This is a genomic window from Janthinobacterium sp. BJB446, from assembly GCF_002735655.1.
Lineage (GTDB): Bacteria > Pseudomonadota > Gammaproteobacteria > Burkholderiales > Burkholderiaceae_D > Janthinobacterium > Janthinobacterium lividum.
In genome coordinates this window covers 184608-209607 of record NZ_PDZK01000004.1, presented here as the reverse complement: position 1 = coordinate 209607, position 25000 = coordinate 184608, and the positions used below count along the sequence as shown (strand labels likewise).

Annotated in this window: 26 protein-coding genes; 9 read left to right on the top strand and 17 right to left on the bottom strand. The window is 62.8% G+C overall.

Annotated elements, in window-relative coordinates:
• Nucleotides 1-3: 3 nt before the first annotated feature.
• On the top strand, nucleotides 4-591 hold the full coding sequence (locus tag CSQ92_RS23025) for a DUF924 family protein (RefSeq protein ID WP_099395495.1): 588 nt from the start codon (nucleotides 4-6) through the stop codon (nucleotides 589-591).
• 2 nt (nucleotides 592-593) lie between these two features.
• Nucleotides 594-1421: a Rossmann-like and DUF2520 domain-containing protein gene (locus tag CSQ92_RS23020; protein WP_099389742.1), complete on the top strand. Its 828-nt coding sequence runs from the start codon at nucleotides 594-596 to the stop codon at nucleotides 1419-1421.
• A 1-nt stretch (nucleotide 1422) separates the two neighbouring features.
• Here CSQ92_RS23020 and CSQ92_RS23015 read toward each other — a convergent pair whose 3' ends face one another.
• Nucleotides 1423-2877, bottom strand: a complete 1455-nt coding sequence (locus CSQ92_RS23015; RefSeq protein ID WP_099395494.1) for a sensor domain-containing diguanylate cyclase — start codon at nucleotides 2875-2877, stop codon at nucleotides 1423-1425.
• A 265-nt stretch (nucleotides 2878-3142) separates the two neighbouring features.
• Between CSQ92_RS23015 and CSQ92_RS23010 the strand changes: the two genes are divergently transcribed.
• Complete coding sequence (locus CSQ92_RS23010) at nucleotides 3143-3505, top strand: hypothetical protein (protein ID WP_070258385.1); 363 nt, start codon at nucleotides 3143-3145, stop codon at nucleotides 3503-3505.
• A 143-nt stretch (nucleotides 3506-3648) separates the two neighbouring features.
• On the opposite strand, the gene CSQ92_RS23005 is transcribed toward CSQ92_RS23010, so the two are convergent.
• A complete protein-coding gene (locus tag CSQ92_RS23005) occupies nucleotides 3649-4230 on the bottom strand; it encodes a molybdopterin-dependent oxidoreductase (RefSeq protein WP_034783760.1) in 582 nt (193 codons plus the stop codon).
• A gap of 224 nt (nucleotides 4231-4454) precedes the next feature.
• Here CSQ92_RS23005 and CSQ92_RS23000 point away from each other — a divergent pair, with 224 nt between their 5' ends.
• Nucleotides 4455-5036 carry a porin family protein gene (locus CSQ92_RS23000; RefSeq protein WP_034783757.1) on the top strand — a complete coding sequence of 194 codons (582 nt, stop codon included), beginning with the start codon at nucleotides 4455-4457 and terminating at the stop codon, nucleotides 5034-5036.
• 172 nt (nucleotides 5037-5208) lie between these two features.
• Here CSQ92_RS23000 and ettA read toward each other — a convergent pair whose 3' ends face one another.
• Both ettA and rarD read right to left on the bottom strand, forming a co-directional pair.
• The gene (ettA, locus tag CSQ92_RS22995; protein WP_034783756.1) at nucleotides 5209-6876 is read right to left on the bottom strand and encodes an energy-dependent translational throttle protein EttA; all 1668 of its coding nucleotides are present in this window, start codon (nucleotides 6874-6876) and stop codon (nucleotides 5209-5211) included.
• Nucleotides 6877-6973: 97 nt separating this feature from the next.
• The gene (rarD, locus tag CSQ92_RS22990; protein WP_099395493.1) at nucleotides 6974-7858 is read right to left on the bottom strand and encodes an EamA family transporter RarD; all 885 of its coding nucleotides are present in this window, start codon (nucleotides 7856-7858) and stop codon (nucleotides 6974-6976) included.
• Nucleotides 7859-8095: 237 nt separating this feature from the next.
• Between rarD and CSQ92_RS22985 the strand changes: the two genes are divergently transcribed.
• Together CSQ92_RS22985 and CSQ92_RS22980 are read left to right on the top strand one after the other, a co-directional pair.
• Nucleotides 8096-9973 carry a potassium transporter Kup gene (locus tag CSQ92_RS22985; protein WP_070258389.1) on the top strand — a complete coding sequence of 626 codons (1878 nt, stop codon included), beginning with the start codon at nucleotides 8096-8098 and terminating at the stop codon, nucleotides 9971-9973.
• A 145-nt stretch (nucleotides 9974-10118) separates the two neighbouring features.
• Nucleotides 10119-10595 (top strand): FKBP-type peptidyl-prolyl cis-trans isomerase, encoded by a 477-nt coding sequence (locus tag CSQ92_RS22980; RefSeq protein WP_070258391.1) that lies wholly within the window; start codon nucleotides 10119-10121, stop codon nucleotides 10593-10595.
• A gap of 66 nt (nucleotides 10596-10661) precedes the next feature.
• Here CSQ92_RS22980 and CSQ92_RS22975 read toward each other — a convergent pair whose 3' ends face one another.
• From CSQ92_RS22975 to CSQ92_RS22965, 3 genes are all read right to left on the bottom strand, one after another.
• Complete coding sequence (locus CSQ92_RS22975) at nucleotides 10662-11333, bottom strand: diphthine--ammonia ligase (protein WP_099395492.1); 672 nt, start codon at nucleotides 11331-11333, stop codon at nucleotides 10662-10664.
• Nucleotides 11330-11806: a GNAT family N-acetyltransferase gene (locus CSQ92_RS22970; RefSeq protein ID WP_070258394.1), complete on the bottom strand. Its 477-nt coding sequence runs from the start codon at nucleotides 11804-11806 to the stop codon at nucleotides 11330-11332. The genes CSQ92_RS22975 and CSQ92_RS22970 overlap by 4 nt, the downstream gene beginning before the upstream one ends.
• A 121-nt stretch (nucleotides 11807-11927) precedes the next feature.
• Nucleotides 11928-12353 carry an organic hydroperoxide resistance protein gene (locus CSQ92_RS22965; RefSeq protein WP_034783746.1) on the bottom strand — a complete coding sequence of 142 codons (426 nt, stop codon included), beginning with the start codon at nucleotides 12351-12353 and terminating at the stop codon, nucleotides 11928-11930.
• Between the two features lie 285 nt (nucleotides 12354-12638).
• On the opposite strand from CSQ92_RS22965, the gene CSQ92_RS22960 reads away from it, so the two are divergent.
• Both CSQ92_RS22960 and CSQ92_RS22955 read left to right on the top strand, forming a co-directional pair.
• Nucleotides 12639-13898, top strand: coding sequence for a histidine kinase (locus tag CSQ92_RS22960; RefSeq protein ID WP_099395491.1), 1260 nt, complete (start codon nucleotides 12639-12641; stop codon nucleotides 13896-13898).
• Nucleotides 13891-14673 carry a LytR/AlgR family response regulator transcription factor gene (locus CSQ92_RS22955; protein ID WP_099395490.1) on the top strand — a complete coding sequence of 261 codons (783 nt, stop codon included), beginning with the start codon at nucleotides 13891-13893 and terminating at the stop codon, nucleotides 14671-14673. The genes CSQ92_RS22960 and CSQ92_RS22955 overlap by 8 nt, the downstream gene beginning before the upstream one ends.
• A 131-nt stretch (nucleotides 14674-14804) precedes the next feature.
• Here the strand turns inward: CSQ92_RS22955 and CSQ92_RS22950 are convergent, their stop codons facing one another.
• The 7 genes from CSQ92_RS22950 to CSQ92_RS22920 form a co-directional block, all read right to left on the bottom strand.
• Nucleotides 14805-15848, bottom strand: coding sequence for a histone deacetylase family protein (locus CSQ92_RS22950; RefSeq protein WP_070258399.1), 1044 nt, complete (start codon nucleotides 15846-15848; stop codon nucleotides 14805-14807).
• Between the two features lie 28 nt (nucleotides 15849-15876).
• Nucleotides 15877-17478 (bottom strand): glutamate--cysteine ligase, encoded by a 1602-nt coding sequence (gshA, locus tag CSQ92_RS22945; protein WP_099395489.1) that lies wholly within the window; start codon nucleotides 17476-17478, stop codon nucleotides 15877-15879.
• A gap of 216 nt (nucleotides 17479-17694) precedes the next feature.
• Nucleotides 17695-18525 carry a peptide chain release factor N(5)-glutamine methyltransferase gene (gene prmC, locus CSQ92_RS22940; RefSeq protein ID WP_099395488.1) on the bottom strand — a complete coding sequence of 277 codons (831 nt, stop codon included), beginning with the start codon at nucleotides 18523-18525 and terminating at the stop codon, nucleotides 17695-17697.
• An 11-nt stretch (nucleotides 18526-18536) separates the two neighbouring features.
• Entirely contained in the window at nucleotides 18537-19055 is a 519-nt protein-coding gene (locus CSQ92_RS22935) for a disulfide bond formation protein B (RefSeq protein WP_373606062.1), read from the bottom strand.
• 139 nt (nucleotides 19056-19194) lie between these two features.
• The gene (gene prfA, locus CSQ92_RS22930) at nucleotides 19195-20271 is read right to left on the bottom strand and encodes a peptide chain release factor 1 (RefSeq protein WP_034783736.1); all 1077 of its coding nucleotides are present in this window, start codon (nucleotides 20269-20271) and stop codon (nucleotides 19195-19197) included.
• 88 nt (nucleotides 20272-20359) lie between these two features.
• The gene (gene hemA, locus CSQ92_RS22925; RefSeq protein ID WP_099395487.1) at nucleotides 20360-21634 is read right to left on the bottom strand and encodes a glutamyl-tRNA reductase; all 1275 of its coding nucleotides are present in this window, start codon (nucleotides 21632-21634) and stop codon (nucleotides 20360-20362) included.
• Between the two features lie 81 nt (nucleotides 21635-21715).
• On the bottom strand, nucleotides 21716-22405 hold the full coding sequence (locus CSQ92_RS22920) for a response regulator transcription factor (RefSeq protein WP_034783734.1): 690 nt from the start codon (nucleotides 22403-22405) through the stop codon (nucleotides 21716-21718).
• A 169-nt stretch (nucleotides 22406-22574) separates the two neighbouring features.
• Between CSQ92_RS22920 and CSQ92_RS22915 the strand changes: the two genes are divergently transcribed.
• Nucleotides 22575-23078, top strand: coding sequence for a hypothetical protein (locus tag CSQ92_RS22915; protein ID WP_034783732.1), 504 nt, complete (start codon nucleotides 22575-22577; stop codon nucleotides 23076-23078).
• A 3-nt stretch (nucleotides 23079-23081) separates the two neighbouring features.
• Here CSQ92_RS22915 and minE read toward each other — a convergent pair whose 3' ends face one another.
• From minE to minC, 3 genes are read right to left on the bottom strand one after another with little or no spacing between them, the layout of a single operon-like run.
• Nucleotides 23082-23333: a cell division topological specificity factor MinE gene (gene minE / locus CSQ92_RS22910; protein WP_034752886.1), complete on the bottom strand. Its 252-nt coding sequence runs from the start codon at nucleotides 23331-23333 to the stop codon at nucleotides 23082-23084.
• 1 nt (nucleotide 23334) lies between these two features.
• Nucleotides 23335-24150, bottom strand: a complete 816-nt coding sequence (gene minD, locus CSQ92_RS22905) for a septum site-determining protein MinD (protein WP_034783730.1) — start codon at nucleotides 24148-24150, stop codon at nucleotides 23335-23337.
• 37 nt (nucleotides 24151-24187) lie between these two features.
• The gene (gene minC, locus CSQ92_RS22900) at nucleotides 24188-24937 is read right to left on the bottom strand and encodes a septum site-determining protein MinC (RefSeq protein ID WP_099395602.1); all 750 of its coding nucleotides are present in this window, start codon (nucleotides 24935-24937) and stop codon (nucleotides 24188-24190) included.
• Nucleotides 24938-25000: the final 63 nt, after the last annotated feature.

The window sequence follows — 25000 nt, the reverse complement described above, 5'->3', positions numbered from 1 at the left end:
AGGATGGACATGGATGCACAGGCCCAAGAGGTACTCGATTTCTGGTTTCTGCCGCCGGATAACCCGGATTACGGCCAGTCGCGCATGGAGTGGTTCCGCAAGGATGACGGCTTTGACGCGCAGATACGCGACCGTTTCGGCGCGCTGATCGATGCCGCCATCGAGGGTGGCTTGCGCGAGTGGGACACGACGCCGCATGGCGCGCTGGCGCGCCTCATCGTGCTCGATCAATTCACGCGCAATGTGTATCGCGGCACGCCGCGCGCCTTTGCCGGCGACGCCCGGGCGCTGGCGCTGGCTCTATACTTGACCGAGCAAGGCCTTGATCAGCAGCTGCCGCCGATGCTGCGCGCCTTCGCCTATCTGCCGTTCGAACACGCGGAAGACCTGGCCATGCAGGCGCGCGCCGTCGAGCTGTTCCAGCTGCTGTCGCAGGCGCAGCCCGGCTTTGACGGCATGCTCGACTACGCCGAGCGGCACCAGGAAGTGATCGCCCGCTTTGGCCGCTTCCCGCACCGTAACGCCATCCTGGGCCGCGCTTCCACGCCGCAGGAGCTGGAATTCCTGCGCCAGCCGGGATCAAGTTTCTAGACATGAACGTCACCCTGAATATCATCGGCGCCGGCCATGTGGGCCGTGTGCTGGGCCGTTTGTTCGCCGGCGTGGAGGGTGTCGCCGTGCAGGACGTACTGACACGCTCGATGGCATCGGCGCAATCGGCCGTCGATTTCATGGGCGCCGGCACTCCCGTCGCCAGCTATGCGGCCTTGCGGCGCGCCGACGTCACCATGCTGGCCGTGGCGGACGACCAGATCGGCCCCGCCTGCGCGGCGCTGGTGGCCGAAGGACGCCAGGCGGGCGCCATCGTGTTCCACTGCAGCGGCGCGCTGGCGTCGAACGCGCTGCTGGCCGCCACGCAGGCCGGTGCCTTTGTCGCCAGCGCCCACCCGATCCGCAGCTTTGCCGACCCGCAGCAGGTGGCCGCCACCTTTGACGGCACGTTTTGCGGCGTCGAAGGCGATCCGCTGGCGCTGGCCTTCCTCACGCCGGCATTGAACGCCATCGGCGCGCGCCCCGTGCCCATCGACCCGGCCGCCAAGACCCTGTATCACGCCGCTGCCGTCTTCGCCAGCAATTACCTGGTGACGGTGCTCGACGCCGCCTTGCGCGCCTACCAGGCGGCCGGCATTCCCGAGCCGGTGGCGCGCGAACTGGCGCAGCCTCTGGTGACGGAAGCGGTGGCGAACGTGTTCCGCCTGGGCGCCGCGCCCGCGCTGTCCGGCCCCATCGCGCGCGGCGATTCGGCCACCGTGCAACGCCAGCAGCTGGCCGTGCAAAGCTGGGATGCCGCCACGGGCGAGTTGTACCGGGCGCTGGTGGCGCCCACGCAGGATCTGGCCAGGCGCAAGCGGGGGGGATGACTCAGGCGGCGTGCACGCCGTTGCGGCCGTGCTGCTTGGCCTGATACAGCGCACTGTCTGCGCGCGAAAAGAAGGCCGATTCGCTTTCCTCTGGCCGGTACTCGGCCACGCCCAGGCTGATCGTCACGGGTACCTGCGGTTCGGGCAAGCCGAAATCGTGGCCTTCGATGGCGGCGCGCAGGTTTTCCGCCACTTCCTCCGCTTTGGCCAGGTTGCAGTTATTCAGCAATACCAGGTATTCCTCGCCGCCCCAGCGCGTGATGACATCGCTTTCGCGCACGGTGGCGCGCGCCACGTCGGCCACGCCACGGATGACCTTGTCGCCCCACAGGTGGCCGTGCGTATCGTTGACGCGCTTGAAGAAATCGATGTCGAACAGGATGGCGGACATCGGTTGCTCGTTGCGTCTGGACAGGAGCATGGCGCGCTGGAACAGCAATTCCAGCGATTGGCGGTTCAATAGCCCGGTCAGCGCATCCGTCGAGGCGATGCGCTCGATGCGGCGCTGGTAGCGGTTCACCGTCAGCAAGGTCAGCACCAGTACCAGCAGGGTGACGCCAAAGCTGATGGCCAGGTTGAGGATGAAGACGCGCTGCAGCGACTGGACTTCGTCGCTGACGTTCTGCTCGACCACCAGGTACCAGCCCAGTTCGGGAATGAAACGCGAGTTGACGAGGATTTGCGCGTGGCCCAGCTGGTACGACAGATGCGTCGGTTCGCTCTGGTGGTTGATGATCTGTCCGGCAATGGCGTTCACGCCGGGCAGGCTGCGGATGTTGCCGTGCCCGTTGCGCATGGTCTTGCCCGCCAACACCAGGGTGCCGGCGCCATCGACAAAATAGATGTTGCGGTGAAAGCGCGCCTGGTAGCGGTCGATGATGTGGCTCATGGTGTCCAGAGTCAGGCCGATGCCGGTGGCGCCGATGAACCGGCCGTCGTAGTCGAGTACGCGGTGGTTGATGAAGATGGTCATGCTGTCGCGGTTGGCCATGTCCACGTCGACATTCGTTTCATAGTCGCTATTTTCCATGGCGCGCACGCGGTAGTACCAGATGTCGCGCGTCGCCTGCGGGCTGACGGATTTCAGGGTACCTTCCGCGTAATAATATTTGCTGCTCTTGTCCGAGACGAGAAAGCTGGTGATGGCGCCGTATTTCTTCTTGACTTCGGCCAGGTAGCGCACGATCTGTTCCGGCTTGTTTTCGCCGGCGAGTATCCAGTCGCGCACGAAGGTGTCGTGCGCCATCAGCGAGGAAATGAAGACGGGGCGCAGCATGTCCTTCTGGATTTCGGAATAGATATTGTCGCCCGTCAGCGGCAAGGTCTGGTCGGCGATACCATGTTCGATGGACTGGCGCGACGCCAGGTAGCTGGCCAGGCTGGTGGCCATGAAGCCCGCACCCAGGATCAGGGTCAGGAGGATGAGCAGGCGGTACTTGATCGACAGAAGACGCATGGAGACGAGGAGTGGCCGGCGGGAAGGCAATCGTGACGCAAGCCAAAAGTATGCAGCAGGGCGGGTATTGGCGCAATGATAACTGGATTTATTGACAATTTACCTTGCTGAACGCGACAAGATAACCACGACTTACCAAATAAAAGTGCCGATTTGTCGACAAAGATGCAAATTAGCAATAAGATTTGACGAGGGGAATCATTGCGCACCGCCCCTGTCTTGCCGCCCGTTTCAGGCGCGGGACATTACGCGCAGGGAGTGTTGTATGTTATTTTTAAAGAGTACGTCTGTCAGCAAGGCCCCCGGCATCTACGAGGTCGACATCGCCGCCAAGCCGCCTGGCAAGACCTTCGGCATTTTTCTCGCCACCGATCCCGACCATCCACCATCGGCTTTGCTGGGGCAATTGAAGGCGCTCGGCTTCGAGAACACCTATAGTTCGCCCTACCTGCACAAGGATGCGGGCAAGGTGCTGGACCTGCATTTCCAGAAGGATGGCACGGATATCTTCAAGGGCTGGAAAACCGAGGAGTGCACGCACAACCTGGCGGCCATCACGGCCCTGTTCGAGGAACACGGCATCACTATCGCCCCACGGGTTATGTCGATGGCGGAAGCCTACGCCTAAACGCCTATCAAAACCTACTGCGCGTCGGTATAGGCGGCCTGCGATGCTCACTGCCTCGGCGGTCCCGTGCATTAGCACAGCTCCGCTTCTCAGCCACCTCTTCCTTCCGCTCGCTACGGTTTTGTTTGGCGTTTTAAGTAGCGTCAACCGGCCTCCACGCCAATGTGATACAGCGCCCACGGGCAGCTGGTGTAGCGTTCGGCCAGGGGCAGCGCCGCCACGGCCGCGATGCGGTCCGCATCGTGGATCGCCCATAGCGGTCCCAGGCCGCCCAGCGCCATCGCCTGCCCGTCCAGGTGGGTGGCGACAATAAAACGCTGTGCGCGCGCCTGTGCCATGGTCAGCGCCGCCGCATAGCCATCCACGGCGCGCAGCAGCAGCCGCACGGCATCTTCCTCAGGCGCGCCCGCCGCCTTCAATACATCGACCAGCAGCGGCCCGCGCAGGGCATGCGCCTTGCCATCGTATTCCAGGGTGGGGTGGATGGTGCGTGCCGGCAAGTTCGCCAGCGCCGCGAAGTCGAAGGCGCGCGCCCGCTCAAAACTGATCTTTTGCTTGTGCATCATCTGGTCGCGCACGGCGTCGAACGGACCCCGGTTCGGCTTGTCGATGCTGCCCGTGATGGTCAGCAGGGCCGGACCGCGCAGGCCGGCGGGTGCCGCCCTGCTTATGGCGGGCAGGGCGCTGGCAGCCATGGCGGCGGCGAGAAACTGGCGTTTGTGCATGCACTTCTCCTCTTGACTGAAAATCGCTAATGTTCTTAAGTCTATCTTAAGTTCGCTTAACAGTGCGCATTTTACGGTTATTGTCAGTTTGGAATGTTGGCTTACATCTTGTCACAGTTCTTACGGAATGGAGAAAGACGTAGCTTTTTTCGGCTGTTATTGTGTAGTCATCGCACTTCGCTGAACTGCGAATCCAGGCAAGTCAACTAATTGAGAGAGAGAACATGATGAAGAAGAAAATCCTGTTTGCAATGATCGCTTCCGTTACCGCACTGACCGGCATGAGCGCCGCACACGCCGAAGGCGCCTATGTGGGTGCTGGCGTCACGGGCAACCGTTATAACTTCGATATTCCTGGCGCCACCAGCGCCGATAATCACAGCGGCTACAAGGCCGGCGCCAAGATCTTCGCCGGTTACGATTTCGATAAAACCTGGGCGGTCGAGGGCGGCTACGCCGATTTCGGCAGCAAGGATTACAGCTATGTCACTGGCGCCGGCAACGGTTCCGTGAAAAGCGATTCGCACGGCTACTATCTGGCCGGCAAGGCCACCATGCCCGTGACCGACAAGGTCGGTGTATTCGGCAAGCTCGGCGTGGCCAAGGTCAAGAACAGCTTGAGCGGCACCGGCCTGTCGACTGGCATCAGCGGCAACGACAAGACGGGCGTGTACGCTTCCCTCGGTGCCCAGTACGCGATCAACGAGAAAGTCTCGCTGACGGCGGAAGTGGAACACTTCGGCAAGAGCGCCGACCAGGGCCGCAAGGCCACCGGCCTCGCTTTGGGCGCACGCTACAACTTCTAAAAACCTACTGCGCGGCACGCTTTGCGGCCTCCGATGCTCACTGTGCTATAGCACAGCTCCGCTTCTCAGCCACAATTCGTTGCCGCTCGCTACGGTTTTAAAAACTGGAAGTTTGCTGAAAAAAAAGGCAGTTACCGCGAGGTAACTGCCTTTTTGCATGGCCGAACCGAAATTACGTGGTCAACGGCTTGTAGCGGATACGTTTTGGTTTCGCGCCTTCTTCGCCCAGGCGTTTCTTCTTGTCGGCTTCGTACTCTTGATAGTTGCCGTCAAAGAAGGTGACCTGCGAGTTGCCTTCGAATGCCAGGATATGCGTGGCGATACGGTCGAGGAACCAGCGATCATGGGAAATGACCATGACGCTGCCGGCAAATTCCAGCAAGGCGTCTTCCAGTGCGCGCAAGGTTTCCACGTCCAGATCGTTCGATGGTTCATCGAGCAGCAGGACGTTGCCGCCCATCAGCAGGGTTTTCGCCAGGTGCAGACGGCCACGCTCACCGCCGGACAGGTTGCCGACCATTTTTTGCTGGTCCGAACCCTTGAAGTTGAAGCGGCCCAGATAGGCGCGCGACGGCATTTCAAAGCGGCCCACAGTCAGCATGTCGGCGCCGCCGGACACATCTTCAAAGACGGACTTGTTGTCGGCCAGCGAATCGCGGTTCTGGTCGACGATGGACACGCGTGCCGTCTGGCCGATGGCCACTTCGCCGCTGTCCGGCTGTTCCTTGCCGGTGATCATCTTGAACAGGGTCGACTTACCGGCGCCGTTGGGGCCGATGATGCCGACGATGGCGCCTGGCGGCACGGTAAAACTCAGGTTATCGATCAGCAAACGGTCGCCGAACGCTTTCGACACGTTCTTGAACTCGATGACGTCATTGCCCAGGCGCTCGGCCACGGGAATGAAGATTTCCTGCGTTTCATTGCGTTTCTGGTATTCGTGCTCGGACAACTCGTTGAAGCGGGCCAGGCGGGCTTTTGATTTGGCCTGACGCGCTTTCGGGTTCTGGCGCGACCATTCCAATTCCTTCTGCAGCGCCTTCTGGCGCGCCGATTCCGTCGATTCTTCCTGCTTCAGGCGGGCTTGCTTCTGCTCCAGCCAGGTCGAGTAGTTACCCTTCCATGGAATGCCGCTGCCGCGGTCCAGTTCCAGGATCCACTCTGCCGCGTTGTCGAGGAAGTAGCGGTCATGGGTGATGGCCACCACGGTGCCGGGGAAGCGCAGCAGGAATTGTTCCAGCCAGTCGACCGATTCCGCATCCAGATGGTTGGTCGGTTCGTCGAGCAGCAGCATGTCGGGTTTCGACAGCAGCAGCTTGCACAGTGCCACGCGGCGCTTTTCACCGCCGGACAGCACGCCGACCTTGGCGTCCCATGGCGGCAGGCGCAGCGCGTCGGCGGCCATTTCCAGCTGCAAATTCAAATTGCCGCCGTCGGAAGTCGAGATGATCGCTTCCAGGCGTGCCTGTTCCGTGGCCAGGGCGTCGAAATCGGCGTCTTCCTCGGCATACGCGGCGTACACGGCTTCCAGCTTGGCTTGCGCTTCAAATACTTCGCCCAGGCCCGACTCGACTTCCTGGCGCACGGTCTTTTCCGGGTCCAGCTGTGGTTCCTGCGGCAGGTAGCCGATGTTCAGGCCCGGCATCGGCACGGCTTCGCCCTGGATGTCGGTGTCGATGCCTGCCATGATTTTCAGCAGGGTCGATTTGCCGGAGCCGTTCAGGCCCAGTACGCCGATCTTCGCGCCTGGGAAGAAGGAGAGGGAAATATCTTTCAGAATCTGGCGTTTGGGCGGGACGATTTTGCCCACGCGATTCATGGTGTAGACGTAATTTGCCATTAGAAATCTCGGGTGATATACAAAGACGGACAGGATACGGTAAACGCCCGCTTCCGGCCAGCGCTGCGCGCTGCGGAAACGGACGCCAGGGGCAAGACTAGGCGGCGGCGCGCGCCTTGCGGGCCGTCCACAGGCCCTCGGCCGCATACAGGCCCAGCGCCGTCCAGATGACGAGGAAGCCCAGCATGCGCTCGGGCGTGAACGATTCGTGGAAGACCCACACGCCGATCAGCAGCTGCCCCGTGGGGGCGATGTATTGCAGCAGCCCCAGCACGGCCAGCGGCAGGCGGCGCGCGCCGGCGGCAAACAGCAGCAGGGGAATGGCCGTGATGGGGCCGGACGCCAGCAGCAGCGCGCGCGTGGCGGTGGAATCTGTATTGACGAAGCCGCTCTGGCCATGCCAGCCCAGCCACAGCATATAGGCCAGCGCCAGGGGGAACAGAATCAATGTCTCGAACGACAAGCCTTCGAGCGCGCCCAGCGCGGCCGTCTTGCGCAGCAAGCCATAGCCGCCGAAGGTGGCCGCCAGCAGCAGGGCGATCCACGGCACCTGCCCCGCCTGCCAGGTGAGCCAGGCCACGCCGCAGGCTGCCAGGCCGATGGCCAGCCACTGCAGGCGGCGCAGGCGCTCGTGCAGCAGCAAAAAGCCCAGCATGACATTGATCAGGGGCGTAATGAAGTAGCCAAGGCTGGCGTCGACCACGTGGCCGTTGTTGACGGCCCAGATATAGATGAACCAGTTGGCGGACAGCAAGAACGCACTGGCCACGAAGCTGGCCACCACCCTGGGCTGCGCTTTCAGGCTGCCCAGCCAGCTCCACTGCCGGCGCACGGTCAGCACGATGCCCAGGAACAATAGCGACCAGACCATGCGGTGCACCAGGATTTCCCGTGGCGCGATCTCGCCGATGGCGTGAAAGTACAGGGGGAACAGGCCCCAGCAGAGGAAGGCGAGGGAGGCGTAGAGCATGCCTGGATTCATGATGGGCTTCGCTGGAGAGTAGACAGTCTGTCATTATGGCTGAAAACATCGGGGGCTGCCCGGCGCCGCTGGCGAGGCGTAGAATGGCAACAAATTAATGCCGCAAGCCCGCGCAGCAAGGCGGAGCGGCACAAAACCACGACTTTGGGGCAGCTGCGGAACCATGCAAAAATACTCTTGCTATTTGCTAATACCTATCATATTGTGCGATGCAACAAAACAAAAACGGGTGCAACCTTGACGTCGGAACATAAAAAAAGCGGCCTTGCCGGCATGACGCTGGCGGCCGTGGGCATCGTTTACGGCGATATCGGCACCAGTCCGCTGTACACCCTGAAGACCGTCTTTGACCCGGCCCACGGCCTGCTGCTCTCGCACGAGAACCTGCTGGGCATCGTCTCGCTGATTTTCTGGGGCCTGACCCTGATCGTCTCGCTCAAGTACGTAACCCTGGTGTTGCGTGCCGACAACCGCGGCGAGGGCGGCATCATGGCCCTGATGGCGCTGGTGCTGTCGTCCGTCAGCCGCCTGTCGCGCTGGCATTTCCCGCTGATGGTGATCGGCGTCTTCGGCGCCACCCTGTTCTATGGCGACAGCGTGATCACGCCGGCCATTTCCGTGCTGTCGGCGATCGAAGGCCTGGAAGTGGCCACGCCCGCCTTCAGTCCGTATGTGGTGCCGCTGACGATGGTGGTGCTGGTGGCGCTGTACTCGGTGCAGTCGCACGGCACGGCCGGCATCGGCCGCTATTTTGCCCCCATCATGGTGTTGTGGTTTGCCGCGCTGGCCGGCATGGGCGTGGTCAACATCATCAAGTCGCCGGCCATCCTGGCCGCACTCAATCCCCTGCACGCGGCCACTTTCCTGATGAATAACGGCTTTGTCGCCTTCGTTGCCCTGGGTGCCGTGGTGCTGGCGCTGACGGGTGCCGAGGCGCTGTACGCCGACATGGGCCATTTCGGCAAGAAGCCTATCCGCCTGGCCTGGTTCCTGATCGCCTTTCCCGCGCTGGCGCTGAACTACCTGGGACAGGGCGGCTTGCTGCTGGCGCATCCGGAAGCCGTCTCGAATCCGTTTTACCAGCAGCTGGGCGCGTGGAGCGTGTATCCGCTGGTGATCCTGTCGACCATGGCCACCGTGATCGCCTCGCAGGCGACCATTTCCGGCACCTTCTCGATGACCAAGCAAGCGATCGCGCTGGGCTTCTTGCCGCGCATGCGCGTGCGCCACACGTCGGAAAGCGAAATCGGGCAGATCTACATTCCCGCCGTGAACTGGCTGCAGCTGGCCGTGGTGCTGCTGGCCGTCATCGGTTTCGGTTCCTCGGAAAACCTGGCCGCCGCCTACGGCATTGCCGTGACGGCCACCATGCTGTCGACCACCATCCTGACCTTCTTCGTCATCCGCTACCGCTGGAAGATGAACCTGGCCCTGTGCTGGGCCGCCACGGGCTTTTTCCTGATCATCGACGTCAACCTGGTGTCGGCCACGGCGCTGAAACTGTTCCACGGCGGCTGGTTCCCGCTGCTGCTGGGCTCGATTTTGTTCATCGTCATGCTGACCTGGAAGCGGGGCCGCCAGCTGGTATTCCAGAACCTGGAAAAGCATGCGATTCCGCTCGACGATTTCCTTTCGTCGCTGTTCATCGCGCCGCCGCTGCGCGTGCCCGGCACGGCCATCTTCCTGCGCGGCGAAACGGATGGCGTGCCGCATGCGTTGCTGCATAACTTGCTGCACAACAAAGTGTTGCATGAGCGGGTGATCTTCCTGACCGTCTTCATGCATGAAGAGCCGTGGGTGGCGCCTTCCGAGCGCGTGCGCGTGGTGGACCTGGGCCACCAGTGCTACCAGGTCAATGTGCATTACGGCTTCAAGGATGAACCGGACATTCCGGCCGCGCTGGCGCAGTGCGCCGAGCAGGGACTGGATTTCGAGATGATGGAAACGTCGTTCTTCATCGCGCGCCAGACCATCATTTCGACGCCGGGCGCCGGCATGATGCCATGGCGCGAGCACCTGTTCGTCACCATGTCGCGCAATGCGCGCACGGCGGCCGACTACTATCAGATCCCGAGCAACCGGGTGATCGAACTGGGCACGCAGGTGGAAATATAGATATTGTGTCAACGTTGCATCGAGACACACATACTGCCTTGCTTACGTCTGCTTACAAATGGGCTACGCGAGTCCTGTTAAACTCCAGCCCGTACCGGTCCGCACCGTACGGGCTTAGCCACACACCAATATTTAAAGGGAAACCATGAAATCGGTATTTCAAATGATCGCCACCCTCGCTTGCGCCGTGGCCCTGACCGCTTGCGGCGCTGCTGCCAACACCGAGAAGCCGGTCGTGCTTGACCCGAACACGCAAGTGAAAGAGTTCGCCTTTCCCGACCTGGTGAAAGGCACCGGCACGGCCGCCGCAGCGGGCGATACCTTGACGGTGGTCTACACGGGCTGGCTGTACGACGCGAGCAAGCCGGACGGCAAAGGCGTGCAATTCGACGCGTCTCCTTCTCTCTCGGGTTATACGTTTATCCTGGGTATCGGCAAACATATCCTGGGCTGGGACCGTGGCATGGTCGGCATGCAGGAAGGCGGCACGCGCCGCCTGCTCATTCCGTATGACCTGGGCTATGGCGTGAGCGGCACCCGTGACGCGACGGGTGCTGTGGTGATCCCGCCTTACGCCGGCCTGGTGTTCGACATCACGCTGCGAAAAGTGGAGAAAAAGTAAGCACGCGCAAGGTGCACGGACAAAGGGCGACTCCATGGAGTCGCCCTTTTTGCTTTTGCGGCCAATTCAAACTGGCGCCAGTTCCTGGAAGTAGTAGGTGGCGCCGCCCAGATTGGCTGGCGCGTCAAATTGCAGCACTTGCGTGCGGCGCAGCGCCACCGGTGCACTGAAGGCGGGGCCGTCGTAGACGAAGGTGTGGAATTCGCCGTTTTCCCCGCAGGCGTCGACGCCGGGCGGCAGGTCGGCGAGGAAGGCGGCGTCGAACTCGCGCCCGCAAAATGCGCGCGGCAAGTGCTGGCCATTGATGCACACGACGATGGCCTTGAAGCCGGCGGCAAGGAACTCATCGACCAGCGCGCGGCGATCCTCGCCCCACAGGGGCAGGTGGGCCGTCAGGCCGGCCGCGGCGCAGACTTTTTCTTCCCAGTCGCGGTGCGGCTGCAAGTCGATGTCGCCGAAGATGGCGTGGGCGATGCCTTCGTCTTTCGCCGCGCGCAGCATGGCGATGAATTGCTCTTCGTAGCTGGCCCAGCTGGCGTGATAGCGCTGCAGGCGCGCGCCCAGGCTGGCTGCCTGCGCCTCGAGCAGCGCGGGCGGCACGCCGTGCGAGCGCGACTTGCGGCCGTCTTCATCCATGGCCGTGATCAACAGCGGCACGCTCGTGCCGGCGTTGCGCGCGCGCCACAGGGCCAGGCAGGAATCCTTGCCGCCGCTCCAGGAAATGAGGGCCGTCGTCATGCCGCCGGTCCCGGCGGCACCGCGCGCAGCATGTCGACGTGCTGTATGCCGTCTTCATCGTAGGGCGCGCTGACGGTGACAAAGCCGAAGGACTGGTAGAAGCGCTCCAGATACTGCTGGGCGCCGATGCGGATGGCGTGGCCAGGGTGCTGGCGTTCCGCGCGCGCGATGCCTTCCGCCAGCAGATGCTTGCCGGCGCCCGTGGTGCGCGCCTCGGGCGCCGTCAGCACGCGGCCCAGAGACATTTCCACATACTTGGCGCCGGGCGCCAGCACGCGCAGGTACGCGGCCAGCCGGCGCTGGCCATCGGCCGTTTGCCAGCCCAGCAAATGCATGGCTTGCTGGTCATGGCCATCGAGGTCCGGGTAAATGCACTGCTGTTCGATGACGAACACGCGCTGGCGCAAGGCCAGCACCTGGTACAAATCGTGGGGGCCGAGTTCGTCGAACGTGTTCCATTGCCAAGCGATCATGAGTGCTCCGAAAAATCAGGGAAAGAGCGTCATTTTAAAGGCGCACGCAAAAAAAACCGCATTGCCATGCAGGCAGTGCGGTTTTGACGGCAGAGCGCGATGCGCCGCAGCCCAGTTACGCTTAGACGATCGTCAAGGTGACGTCGATGTTGCCGCGCGTGGCGTTCGAGTAGGGGCACACGATGTGGGCGGCGGCGACCAGCGCTTCGGCGGCGGCGCGTTCCATGCCTGGCAGCGAAATTTTCAGTTCCACTTCGATGCCGAAGCCCGTTTCGATGGCGCCGATGCCGACGTTGCCTTCGATGGACAGGTCCGCCGGCAGGGCGATCTTGTCGCGGCCGCCGACGAATTTCATGGCGCCGATGAAGCAGGCCGAGTAGCCGGCAGCGAACAGTTGTTCCGGATTGGTGCCGACGGCGCCATTGCCGCCCAGTTCTTTTGGCGTGGTCAGCTTGACGTCCAGCACATTGTCGGACGACACGGCACGGCCTTCGCGGCCTCCGGTGGCGGTGGCTTGAGCGCGGTACAGGACTTGTTTGATCGACATGATGGTTTTCCTCGGTGAGTTAAATAGTTAACGACTAAATAGTGTGCTACTTGTTTCGTGGGCTACTGCCCCAGGATGCCCGTCTGAAGAAGCGATTTGCGGCGTCCATGTGCTCAATATATATCGCGCGCTATTTAATTGCAAGCTATTTTATTTGGGAAGGGCGCGGATTTATGCTTTATTTTCTTGCCTTTGTCGCCAGTATTGCCCTTCCATCGCATAATGGCCACCGCCGGTGGGGTCGGTGGTTATGCTTGGCCCCACTTCACACCCCAAGGAAAAATCATGACTAGCCTCTTCTTTATCCTGCGCATCACCCTGGCCACGATGGTCACCTACATCATCGCCACGGCGATCCTGGTCGAGAATTTCCTGCGCTATATCTTCGGGCGGACGGAAGGCTTTTTTGTCATCGTTGGGGCGCTGCTGGCCAGCGCCGTCATCACGAATGCGTTTTCGCACGTGCGGCGCGTGCGCCTGATCGCCGGCACCGTCAATGCCGGCACCCTGTCGAGCCGCCAGCGGCGCCAGATCGAGATCCCGTTCGAGGCGGGCGAAGCGTTCGACATGATCGACGCGGCCATCCACGAACTGCCGGGCAGCGAAGTGGTCGAAAGCGCGCGCGACAGCCTGCAGGTGCAGGCCCGCGTGCGCCGCGCCGCGCCCTACACGCACACGGGCTTGCCCCGCATACGCTTGCTGAGCTTCATTGAACCGCGGCCGAACCAGATTCTCGCCACCGTGACGCCGAATGGCGAGGCGGGCAGCGTGACCCTGATCTGCGAGCCGGCGCGCAATGCCTGGACCGACTGGTTCCTCGTCGACCATGGCAGCAACCTGGAAAACGCGGAAGCGGTGACGCGGGCGATGACGCGCCGGGTGGCGCAGCGCCGCCGCGGCGAGCAGGCCGAGGCGCGCCAGACGGTGACGGAAAAGGAACTCACGGTGGCCAAACTGAGCCTGCTGCACGCGCAGGTGGAACCGCACTTCCTGTACAACACCCTGGCCAGCGCGCAGCTGCTCACGCGCAGCGATCCCCTGCGTGCCGACGAGATGCTGGGTAATCTGATCCTGTACCTGCGCCACTCGTTGCCGCGCACGGAGCAAGCCATGTCGACCCTGGGCACGGAACTGGAACGGGCGCGCGCCTACCTCGATATCCTGAAAATCCGCATGGGTGGACGCCTGAACCTGCAGATCGAGGTGCCGCAATACCTGCGCCAGGCGGAGCTGCCGCCGATGATGCTGCAAACCCTGGTGGAAAACGCCATCAAGCACGGCCTGGAGCCGAAAAGCGGCGGCGGCACCATCTGGATCATGGCGCGCAGCGGCGACGGCACGGTGATCGTCACGGTGGCCGACGACGGCAAGGGCTTCAGCGACGATGGCGCCGGCACGGGTATTGGTTTACGCAATGTGCGCGAACGCCTGCGCCTGACCTATGGCGCGGCCGCGTCGTTTTCCATCCTCGCCAATTTCCCCGATGGCGTGACGGCCACCATCACGGTGCCAGACAGCACGGCGCAGGGAGTCTCCTATGCATAAGCCCGAGATGACGTGCGTCATCGCCGAAGACGAAACCCTGCTGCGCGATGCGCTGGTGGCCCTGCTGGCTGACGAGTGGCCCAGCTTGCGCATCGTCGCCGCCTGCGACGACGGCGGTGCCGCGCTCGACGCCATCGCCACGCATCAGCCCGACATCGCCTTCCTCGACATCCGCATGCCGGGATTGACGGGGCTGGAAGTGGCGGCCGGCGCGCTCGAAGCGAGTCCCGCCACGCAGGTGGTGTTCGTCACCGCCTACGACCAGTACGCGATCGACGCCTTCGACAAGGGCGCCGTCGATTATTTATTGAAACCCATAGCCCGCGAGCGCCTGCAAGCGACCTTGCAGCGCGTGCAGGCACGGGCCGGCAAGACCCAGGTGGATGACGGCGCGCTGGCCGGCCTGCTGCAGCAATTGAGCAGCGCCTTGCCGGCGGCCGCCAAGTCGCCGCCGCTGGTATGGCTGACGGCCAGCAGCGGCAAGGATACGCGGTTGATCATGGTGGAAGACATCGCCTATTTTCAGTCCGACACCAAGTACACGGCCGTCATGACGGCGGAAGGCGAGGCGCTGCTGCGCAAGCCGATCCGCGAACTGCTCGACGTGCTTGACCCGGCCATCTTCAAGCAGATCCACCGCTCCACCATCGTCAACATGAAGATGGTGGCGTCCGTCACGCGCGACGAAGTGGGACGCGGCGCCTTGCGCCTGAAGACGCGGCCGGAAACCCTGGCCGTGAGCCAGCCGTTCATGGCGTTGTTCCGGAATATGTAGGCCGGCTTAGAGCTCCTGACATAATCTACTGCGCGTCGCGATTTGCGGCCTCCGATGCTCACTGTGCATTCGCACAGCTGCGCCTCTCAGCCGCAACTCACTGCCGCTCGCTACGGTTCTGTCAGGCGCTCTTAATCAGCCGTTTCAAAGCCTTCGAGCACATTGACGACATTGATGCCGATTTCCTTCACCGCGTAGCCCCCTTCGAGGATGAAGGCGGTGGGCAGGTTCAGATGCGCGAGGCGCTCGCCCACGCGCAGGTAGTCGCCGCTTTGCAGGGAGAAGTGCGATAGCGGGTCGCCGGCGAAAGTATCGACACCGAGCGAGACCACCAGCGCGTCGGGCGCATACATATTGATGCGCAGGCAGGCCGTTTCCAGCGCGGCGAACCAGCTGGCCGTGCTGCTACCGGACGGCAGCGGCAGGTTGACGTTGTAGCCGAGCCCCGCGCCGCTGCCCGTTTCATCGGCGTGCCCCAGGTAAAACGGATATTCGCTGCGCGGGTCGGCGTGGATGGAGGCGAACAGCACGTCGTCGCGCTGGTAAAAGATGCTTTGCGTGCCGTTGCCGTGGTGGTAATCGATATCGAGGATGGCGACCTTGCGGGCGCCGTCGTCGAGCAGATGCTGCGCGGCCAGGGCCGCGTTGTTGAGAAAACAGTAGCCGCCAAAGAAATCGCTGCCCGCGTGATGGCCCGGCGGGCGGGTGAGGGCAAACGTGGCCCGCTCGCCCAGGCGCAGCGCGTGGGCCGCGTTGACGGCGCAGTCGGCGCCCGTCTTGGCCGCCGTCCACGTGCCGGCCGTCAGCGGCGTGCCATTGTCCATCGAGTACAGGCCCAGCTTGGCCGTGAAGTCGTCCGGTTCGATGTCGCTGCGCAGGGTGCGCACGGGCCACACGGACGGCAAGGCATCCCTGCCCGCATTGTCGGGGTCGAGCGCCAGCCAGTCGTGCCAGGCGTGGCGCAGGAAATGCAGGTAACGGGGCGTGTGGATGCGCTCCAGCGAGGTCAGCGGCACGCCGTGCGGCGTGACGATGCGGCCCAGGTTACGCCGTCCCAGTTCGGCCACCACCATGTCGGCCCGCTCGGGCGTCTCGAAGCAGGGCACCATGGTGCCGCGAAACATTTCGAAGCGGCCCCGATGCTGGCTGTGCAATTCATTGTAGAAGGTCAGCATGGGGCGCCAGGCAGGAAGTCAGGCAGGATCAGGTGTGCGAACACAGGGTGCTGGCACGGTAGGCGGCGACGAAATCGTCGAAGCTGCCGGCTGGCGCCGCTTCCATGGCGCGCTGCTCGGCCAGCGAGCTGGCGGCCATCTCGTCGAAATACGCGCTTTGTTCCGGTGTTGCCGGATGCGTGCGGAAATAGGCGGCGTGGCGCTCGCTCTGGCGCAGGCCGAAGGCGGCAAACGAGCCGCCGTTGGCGCGCAGCTCGGCCAGGACCTTTGCCGATGGCGTCGCATCCGGGTCGGCCAGCTTGATGGCTTGCGCCGCCAGGCTGTCCGCGTGCTGCGTGCCGCCAAGGCGCGCGTCCAGCAGGGCCGCCACGGGGGCGATGCGCGCCAGCAATTCCTCGCCCCACGCCTGCAGGGTGATGTCCTCGCCATCGCGGCGCAGGGTCAAGCCCGGCTTGCGGCCTTCCTTGACGGTGCGGGCGAAATTGTTCGTGTAGCAGGCGCTTTGCTCAGCCGAGATGGGAGCGCTGTCGTCGAGCGCGCAGAACAGCAGAAACGCGTCGAGGAAGCGACCCGTTTCCAGGCTGATGCCGACCGGTTCGAACGGGTCGACATCCATGCAGCGCACTTCGATGTATTGCACGCCGCGCAGGCACAGGGCCTGGATCGGGCGCTCGCCCGTGCGGATCACGCGTTTCGGGCGGATGGTCGAATAGTATTCATTTTCGATCTGCAGCACGTTGGTGGACAACTGGATCCACTCGCCCTCTTTTTTTGTTCCCAGCGCTTCGTACGGCGGATACGGGTCGTTGACGGCATGCGTGAGCGCGTTGACGTAATCTTCCAGGCTGTTTTCGTGCGGGCGCAGGCCGGACTGGGCATCGTTCTGGTAGCCGAGGTCGCTCATGCGCAGGCTGGTGGCATACGGCAGGAACAAGGTGTCGTCGGACAAGGTGTCGAGCTTGTGCGCGCGGCCGCGCAGGAAACCGGCGGACAGGGCCGGCGAAGCACCGAACAGGTACATCAGCAGCCAGCTGTAGCGGCGGAAATTGCGGATCGTCGCCAGATAGCTTTCCGACTGCACGTCTTTCGGCGTGGCCGCCGCGTGTGTTGGGCTGGCGCTGGTGTCCGGATTGCTGGCCAGCACTTGCCACAGCTGTTCGTCGAGCGAATAGTTGTAATGGATGCCGGCGATGCATTGCATGGCTTTGCCGTAACGCAAGGCCAGGCCGCGCCGGTAGACGTGCTTGAGCATGCCCATGTTCGAGCTGCCGTAGTTGGCGATTTCGATGTCCGCTTCGGGCGGCAGCTGGCACGGCATCGACTGGCTCCACAGCAACTCGTCGCCCAGGCGGCTGTAGGCGTGGCGGTGCACGGTGTCGAGCTTGTCGAGCGTGACGCCGATGTCGGCTTCGGCCGGGGTGATGAATTCGAGCAGCGCTTCGGCGTAGTCGGTGGTGATTTCTGGGTGCGTCAGCGCCGAACCCAGGACAACGGGGTGGGGCGTGGAAGCCAGATGGCCGGCGTGGTCGACGCGCAGGGTTTCACGCTCGATGCCGCGCAAGCCGCCCAGCAGCGCGCGGTTGGCATCTTCGGTCAGCAATGCCAGGCGGCGAGTCAACAGGTTGGGCAATTTGAGCTTCCTTTCTTGTGCAGCATATAAATAATTTGTGCTGAGATTAACCGAATTTTGGCAAATGCGTCGGCGCCGGCCCAAAAAACGCCGCGTCGCCAGCGTCCGCCCCGGGGAGCGGGGACGGCGCTTCGGTCAGGAATTCGCTTGATATTTTAACAAACTGCGGGGGGATCTGGCGCGCTGCCGGGTCAAGCTTTGCGCAGGTGGCGGCGGTCAGCCCAGGCGGGCGCCGCTGACTCGTTCGATGCCGGCCAGGTCGCGCCAGCTTTGCACTTTGCTGTAGCCGGCGTCGGCCAGCAAGCCGCGCACGGATGCTGCCTGGTCATAGCCGTGCTCCATCAGCAGCCAGGCGCCTGACGCCAGGTGGCGCGCGGCGCCGGAGACGATGGTGCGCAGGGCCGACAGGCCATCCGCATGGTCGGTCAGCGCGCCGGCAGGCTCGAAGCGCAGATCGCCTTCGGCCAGGTGGCGGTCGCCGCTGGCGATGTAGGGGGGATTCGAGACGATCAGGTCGAACTTTTCCGTGCCCAGCGCTTCGAACCAGTCGCTGGCCATGAAGGTGATGTTGACGCCATTGGCGCTGGCGTTGCGGCGCGCCACGGCCAGCGCCGTGCTGCTGACATCCAGGGCCGTGACGACGGCGTCGGGCCGCGTGTGCGCCAGCGCGACGGCAATGGCGCCGCTGCCCGTGCCCATGTCGAGCACCCGTCCGCCGGGCGGCAGGCGCTCGAGCGCCAGTTCCACCAGCACTTCCGTGTCGGGGCGGGGGATCAGCACGGCGTCGTTCACCTCGAACGGCAGGCCGAAGAATTCGCGCTGGCCCACGATGTAGGCGATCGGCTCGCCCTGCAGGCGGCGTGCCAGCAAGCTGGACAGGCGTTCCGCTTCATCGGGAGTGAGCACACGCTCCGATTGCGTGATCAGGCTCACGCGCGACAGGCCCAGCGCATGGCCCAGCAGGATGCGGTTGTCGAGCGGATCGAGCAGTGGACGTATTTGCAGGGCGCCGACAGTGCTGCCGGCGGGGATCAGTGTTTCTGACATGGTGCTTTCAATTATTTCTGACGGCGCAGCAAGATCCACAGCAGGCCGACGCTAAAAATGGCGAACCAGATGAACGCCCATTGCGGAATAGACAGGCCGAAAAACGGCTCGCCGGCGTTTTCGCAGGCGCCATAGGATTCAAACATGAAGGGCATGACTTGCGCCGTGAAAATCTTGTTCAGCGCCGTTTCCACCGGATCGATGCCGCACGAGAAGCCGGGGTTGGCCAGCACGTACAGGTGCTTGGCGCCCACGCCCAGCCCGCCCAGGGCCGCCAGCAAGCCGATGCCGGCGCCGATCTTTGGACGGTTGGCGGCCGCGCCGGCCAGGCAGGCGATGCCGATGGCGAGGAACAGGTAGCGCTGGATCACGCACAGCGGGCACGGCGCCATGTTCATGGCATGCTGCAAATACATGGCCACGCCCAGCATCAGGAAACACAGGGCGGCGATCGACAGGAGGACGGTGCGTGAATTTTTCATGGGCGACACGGTGAGGTGGATGGAATCGAGCTGGTCATTTTCGCACAAGGCTGGATTCTTATTGCTTAGCCGCTACTTAAAGCTGTCGGCTTACGCGCTGCGCGCTAAGCCGACCTACAAACTTAAACCCAAAGGCAGAATCTGGGGTCGGACCCTCAGGGTCCGACCCCGGCCCTTGCTCTAGGGGTTAATCGCCCAGCGCTGCCAAAAGCTCCGCCTGGTGCTCTGCCGCCAGCGCATTCGTCAAGTCCGTCAAATCTCCATCCATGATGAAGTCCAGCTTATACAAGGTCAAATTGATGCGGTGGTCCGTCAGGCGGCCTTGCGGGAAATTATAGGTGCGGATGCGCTCGCTGCGGTCGCCCGAGCCGATCAGGCTCTTGCGGGTGGCCGCTTCCTTCGATTGCTGTTCGCGCAATTGCACGTCCTTGATGCGCGCGGCCAGCACTTTCATCGCCTGCGCCTTGTTCTTGTGCTGGCTGCGGTCATCCTGGCATTCCACCACGATGCCGGTCGGCAAGTGGGTGATGCGCACGGCGGAGTCCGTTTTGTTGATGTGCTGTCCACCGGCGCCCGAGGCGCGGTAGGTGTCGATGCGCAGGTCGGCCGGGTTGATGTTGACGTCTTCCACTTCATCGGCTTCCGGCATCACGGCCACCGTGCAGGCGGACGTGTGGATGCGGCCTTGCGTTTCCGTGGCCGGCACGCGCTGCACGCGGTGGCCGCCCGACTCGAATTTCAGCTTTGAATACGCGCCGTTACCCACTACGCGCACGATCACTTCGCGGTAGCCGCCCAGGTCGGAGTCGGATGCCGACACCAGTTCCACCTGCCAGCGGTTGCGTTCAGCAAAGCGCGTGTACATGCGCAGCAAGTCGCCGGCGAACAGGGCCGATTCATCGCCGCCCGTGCCGGCGCGAATTTCCAGGAAGATATTGCGTTCGTCATTGACATCCTTCGGCAGCAGCATGGTTTGCAATTCGCGCTCCAGCCGCGCCATGGTGGTCTTGGCCGCCTCGATTTCTTCCTGGGCGAATTCCTTCATGTCCGGATCGGACAACATCTCTTGCGCTGTCGTAATATCGTTGCCCGCTTCCTGGTAGGAATGGTACAGGGCGACCAGCGGACCCAGTTCGGCGTGCTCGCGCGTCATCTTGCGGTAGCTGTCCATGTTCGACGTGGCGTCCGGGTGCATCAGCAGTTCGTCGAGTTCGACCAGGCGGTTCGCCAGTTGATCGAGTTTGGCCAGCATGGATGGTTTCATAGCGATTCGCGGTAAAAGAGTGTAGGGATGGTGCAGGCCCGGCAGGCGGGCAGGGGGTGGTCGCGCGCGGGCGGCCAGCGGGGCTGCGCTAACGGCGGGGGCGGAACAGTTTTGGCAGCAGGGTGACCAGCTGCTTGCGCTCGTCGCCTTGCGCGTGGTGCAGCGCCTGCTGCGGGCCGTGCAGGAACTTGGCCGTCAAGCCTTTCGACAGCGCTTCCAGGACGGCGTCGATGTCGGCGCCCTTGGCCAGCATCTTGCGCGCCCGTTCCACTTCCATCAGGCGCAGCGCTTCGCTGTTTTCATGCAAATGCTGGATCACGGGCACCATGGCGCGGTCATCGAGCCAGCTCATGAACGATTGCACGCGCGTCTCGATGATGGCTTCGGCTTGCGCCACGGCCGCTTGCCGGCTTTCCAGGCCCGTCTGCACGACCTTGCCCAGGTCGTCGACCGTGTACAGGAAGACGTCGTTCAAACGGCCCACTTCCGCTTCGATGTCGCGCGGCACGGCCAGGTCGACCATGAACATGGGCTTGTGGCGGCGTGCCTTGATGGCGCGCTCGACCAGGCCCAGGCCCAGCAGCGGCAAGGACGACGCCGTGCACGAGATGACGATGTCGAACTGGTGCAGCTGCTCCGGCAGGTCGGCCAGGCGGATGGCCGTGCCGTTGAAGCGGTGCGCCAGTTCCTCGCCCCGTTCCATGGTGCGGTTGGCAATGGTGATGCTTTTCGGGTTTTGCGCCGCGAAGTGCGTGGCGCACAATTCGATCATTTCGCCGGCGCCGATGAACAGCACGTTCTGCTCGGCGATCTTGTCGAAGATGCGCTGCGACAGGCGTACGGCGGCGGCCGCCATGGACACGCTGTGCGCGCCGATTTCCGTGCTGCTGCGCACTTCCTTGGCGACGGAAAAGCTGCGCTGGAACAACTGGTGCAGATACGTGCCCAGGCCGCCCGCTTCGTCGGCCGTGCGGATGGCGTCCTTGATCTGCCCCAGGATCTGCGTTTCGCCCAGCACCATCGAATCGAGCCCGGAGGCGACGCGGAAGGTGTGGCGCACGGCATCGTGCTGCGGCAGCATATATAAGTGGGGGCGCAGCTCGCTGTAGTTGAGCTTGTGATAATCGGCCAGGAAATGCGCGCCCGCGTCGAGCGGATTGGGCACGTGGCTGGCCGCATACAGCTCGGTGCGGTTGCAGGTCGACAGGATGGCCGCTTCGTCGTTGTCACGCAAGTCGATGCGCTGGAACCAGGTGCGCGCCGCCATCACCGCCGAACCCAATTGCTCAGGCGCAAACGCCAGCTGTTCGCGGAGCGACACTGGGGCGGTGGTATGGTTGAGGCCGACGGCGAGCAGTTGCATTTCAGGGCTGTTGGGATGACTTATGCCGACATTATAGCGCTTTGTGCCCGCGCTTTGAGCAGGTCAGCCGTTTGCCGCCGTTCAGCCGCCCAGTTTTTCCAGGCGATAACCGTAGCTGTAGACGGGCACCAGCCTGTAGCCGTGTTCCGGTTTCAGCTGCAGCTTGTTGCGCACGCGCGAGACGTGGGTATCCATGGTGCGCGAAGGCAAGGCTGTGTCGCGCTGCCACACGGCTTCGTGGATGTAGGCGCGCGACAAAGGACGGCCCAGGTTGCGGAAAAACAGCAGCGCCAGGGCGAATTCCTTGTGTGTCACATCCAGTACTTCGCCATCGCGCAGCAGGCGGCCGGGGCGGGTTTCAAATGTGTAATGACCGAATTGCAAGTATTCCGCGCCATTCTGGGCCGGGTAGGCCACGCGCAGCAGCGCCTGGGTGCGCAAGGTCAGCTCGCTGCGCCGCAGGGGCTTGATCATGTAGTCGTCGGCGCCTGCCGTCATGCCCGCCACCACGTCGTCTTCGCCGGAACTGTTGGTCATAAACAACACGGGTGCCTTGGGCGCCAGTTTTTCCCGGGCTCGGCGCAAGACTTCTGCACCGTCCAGATCGCTCACATGCCAGTCGAGGATGAGCATGTCGCAACTGTCCTTGCGCAGTTGCCCCAGCATGTCCTTGGCACTTTGAAACTCGTGGCAAGCGTGGCCGGCGGCGGTGAGCACCTGGCAGATCAGTTCTGCCTGGCTATGGTCGCTATCGAGTACGGCAATTCGCATAATTGGCTGGAGTGTGTAGCAACAAACAGACGGTCCGCTCTGCTTATCGTAATGTTAAGGAATGCTCAAGTGAAATATAACAGAGATTGCAACTGTGTCCAGTGAAATCGGCAGCTGAGGCCTTTACGTTACACTTGTTCATCTACCCCCTACTCGCGGAGAAACGGCCATGTCAGACAAGAGCACTACCGATTGGACACTGATACCGGGCAGTCGTGCCGAAATCGAGCAAGTGCGCGAGCGTTGCCGGCGCCTGGTGCAGCGGCGTGCCATGATGTCGGCGGGCGCTTCGGCCATTCCCATTCCCGGCATCGACCTGATGTCGGATGTCGGTCTGTTTTCCATGCTGATCAATGATATCAACCACGAATTCGGCCTCACGCCCGAGCAGATCGAGCGCCTCAACCCGCAGTTCAAGATGATGGCCTACCGCGCGGCGGTGGGCATGGGCGGCATGTTGGTGGGAAAGCTGGTATCGCGCGAACTGATTCTCCACCTGCTCAAGCGCAGTGGCGTCAAGATTGCCACCAAGCAGGTGGCGCGCTTCGTGCCGTTTGCCGGACAGGCGGTGGCGGCAGCCATCGGCTACGCCGTATTCCGCCAGATCGGCAACCAGCACGTGAACGCCTGCGCCGCGGTGGCGCAGGAATTGCTCACGGTCAGGCCGGATTAACGCTTAGGCGTCCGGCAGCACGACGTTGACATCGAGCACCTCCAGGTTGCCCTGGCGATCCAGCGAAATCTTGATGTCGTCGGCATTGACCTTGGTGTACTTGGAAATGACGGCGATCAATTCCTTGTGCAGGGCGGGCAGGAAGTCCGGACCATCGCGTCCGCTGCGTTCGCGGGCGATGATGATCTGCAGGCGTTCCTTGGCCGCGGTGGCCGTCTTCGGCTTGGGGGGGAACAGGAAAGAAAGCAAGGCCATATCACTTCGCCCCAAAAATGCGCTGGAGTAATCCAGGCTTTTCATAGTTGGTAAAGCGCAACTCGACATCTTCGCCGAGGAAACGCGAGACCACGTCTTCATAGGCTTGCGCCACGTCCGTGCCCGTGAAATGGATGGCCGGATTGCCCTGGTTCGAGGCGGCCAGCACTTGCTCCGATTCCGGAATGATCCCCACCAGCGGGATGCGCAGGATTTCCTGCACGTCCTGGTAGGACAGCATTTCATCCGATTCCACGCGTTTCGGCGAGTAGCGGGTGATCAGCAAATGTTCCTTGACGGGCTCGCCGCCCGTCTGCGCGCGGCGCGACTTGGCTTGCAGGATGCCGAGGATGCGGTCCGAATCGCGCACCGACGACACTTCCGGGTTGGTGACGATGATGGCTTCGTCGGCAAACGTCAGCGCCATCAGCGCGCCATGCTCGATGCCGGCCGGCGAATCGCAGATGATGAACTCGAAACCCATGTTGATCAGGTCGTTCAACACGCGTTCCACGCCTTCTTCCGACAAGGCATCCTTGTCGCGCGTTTGCGAGGCGGGCAGGATGAACAGGTTGTCGCAGTGCTTGTCCTTGATCAGGGCCTGGTTCAGCGTTGCTTCCTTGTTGATCACATTGATCAGGTCGTAGACGACGCGGCGTTCGCAACCCATGATCAGGTCGAGGTTACGCAGGCCCACGTCGAAGTCGAGCACGGCTGTCTTGTGGCCGCGCATGGCCAGGCCAGTGGAAAAACTGGCGCTAGAGGTCGTCTTGCCGACACCGCCCTTGCCGGACGTCACAACAATAATTCTTGCCACAAATAATCCTTTTCAGATATCTCTTGAATTGTGCAGCTTAAGAGCGGTTCACGGGAGTGACCGGATTGACAGAGTGTATATCGATTCTGTCTCCAGCCAAACGAATTTGCGCGGGTCCGCGCGCCATTTCTGGGGGGAAACCATCCTCGAACGTGCGGTACACGCCGGCGATCGAGACCAGTTCCGGTTCCATGGCCAGCGCGAAGATGCGCGCCTGGGGATTGCCCGAGGCGCCGGCCAGCGCGCGGCCATACAGCGAGGAATACACGTGGATGCTGCCGTCGGCGATGATTTCGGCGCCATTGTTGACGACGGCGGTGATGATCAGGTCGCAGCCGCGCGCATAGATGCGCTGGCCGGCCCGCACGGGCGTGTCGATCACCATCACTTGCGCGTCGGCGCCCGACTGGGCCGCCGCCGTGGGCGTATCCTTGGGGCCATCCTTGGGCGGCGCATCGTCGCGCGTCTTGCCGCTGTCGAGGCTCAAGCCTTGCGCCAGGATGGCGTCATGCATGTCGGCCGGCGCATTGCGCACAGCCACGGCATTCAAGCGGTATTTTTTCAGCAGGGCCACGAGGGCGGCCCAGTCGATGGGCACGCCGCCGGGCGGCAAGGCCGCCACGTCCAGCACGGCCAGGTCGTCCTCGAAAAAGTCGGCCACGCCTCCCGTCATGTCGCGCAAGGCGGCATCGAGTGCCTGCGTATCGGCGCTATGCAGAATGGCGGAGACAGCAACGACGGTGGAAATCTTGATTTCGATAGGCTTCTGCGACGGGCTTTTGGACATAAACATTTATCAAAGTGAAACTGCGGCAGGCCAGATGTTCCGTACGGCAACAATGGGAGCAGT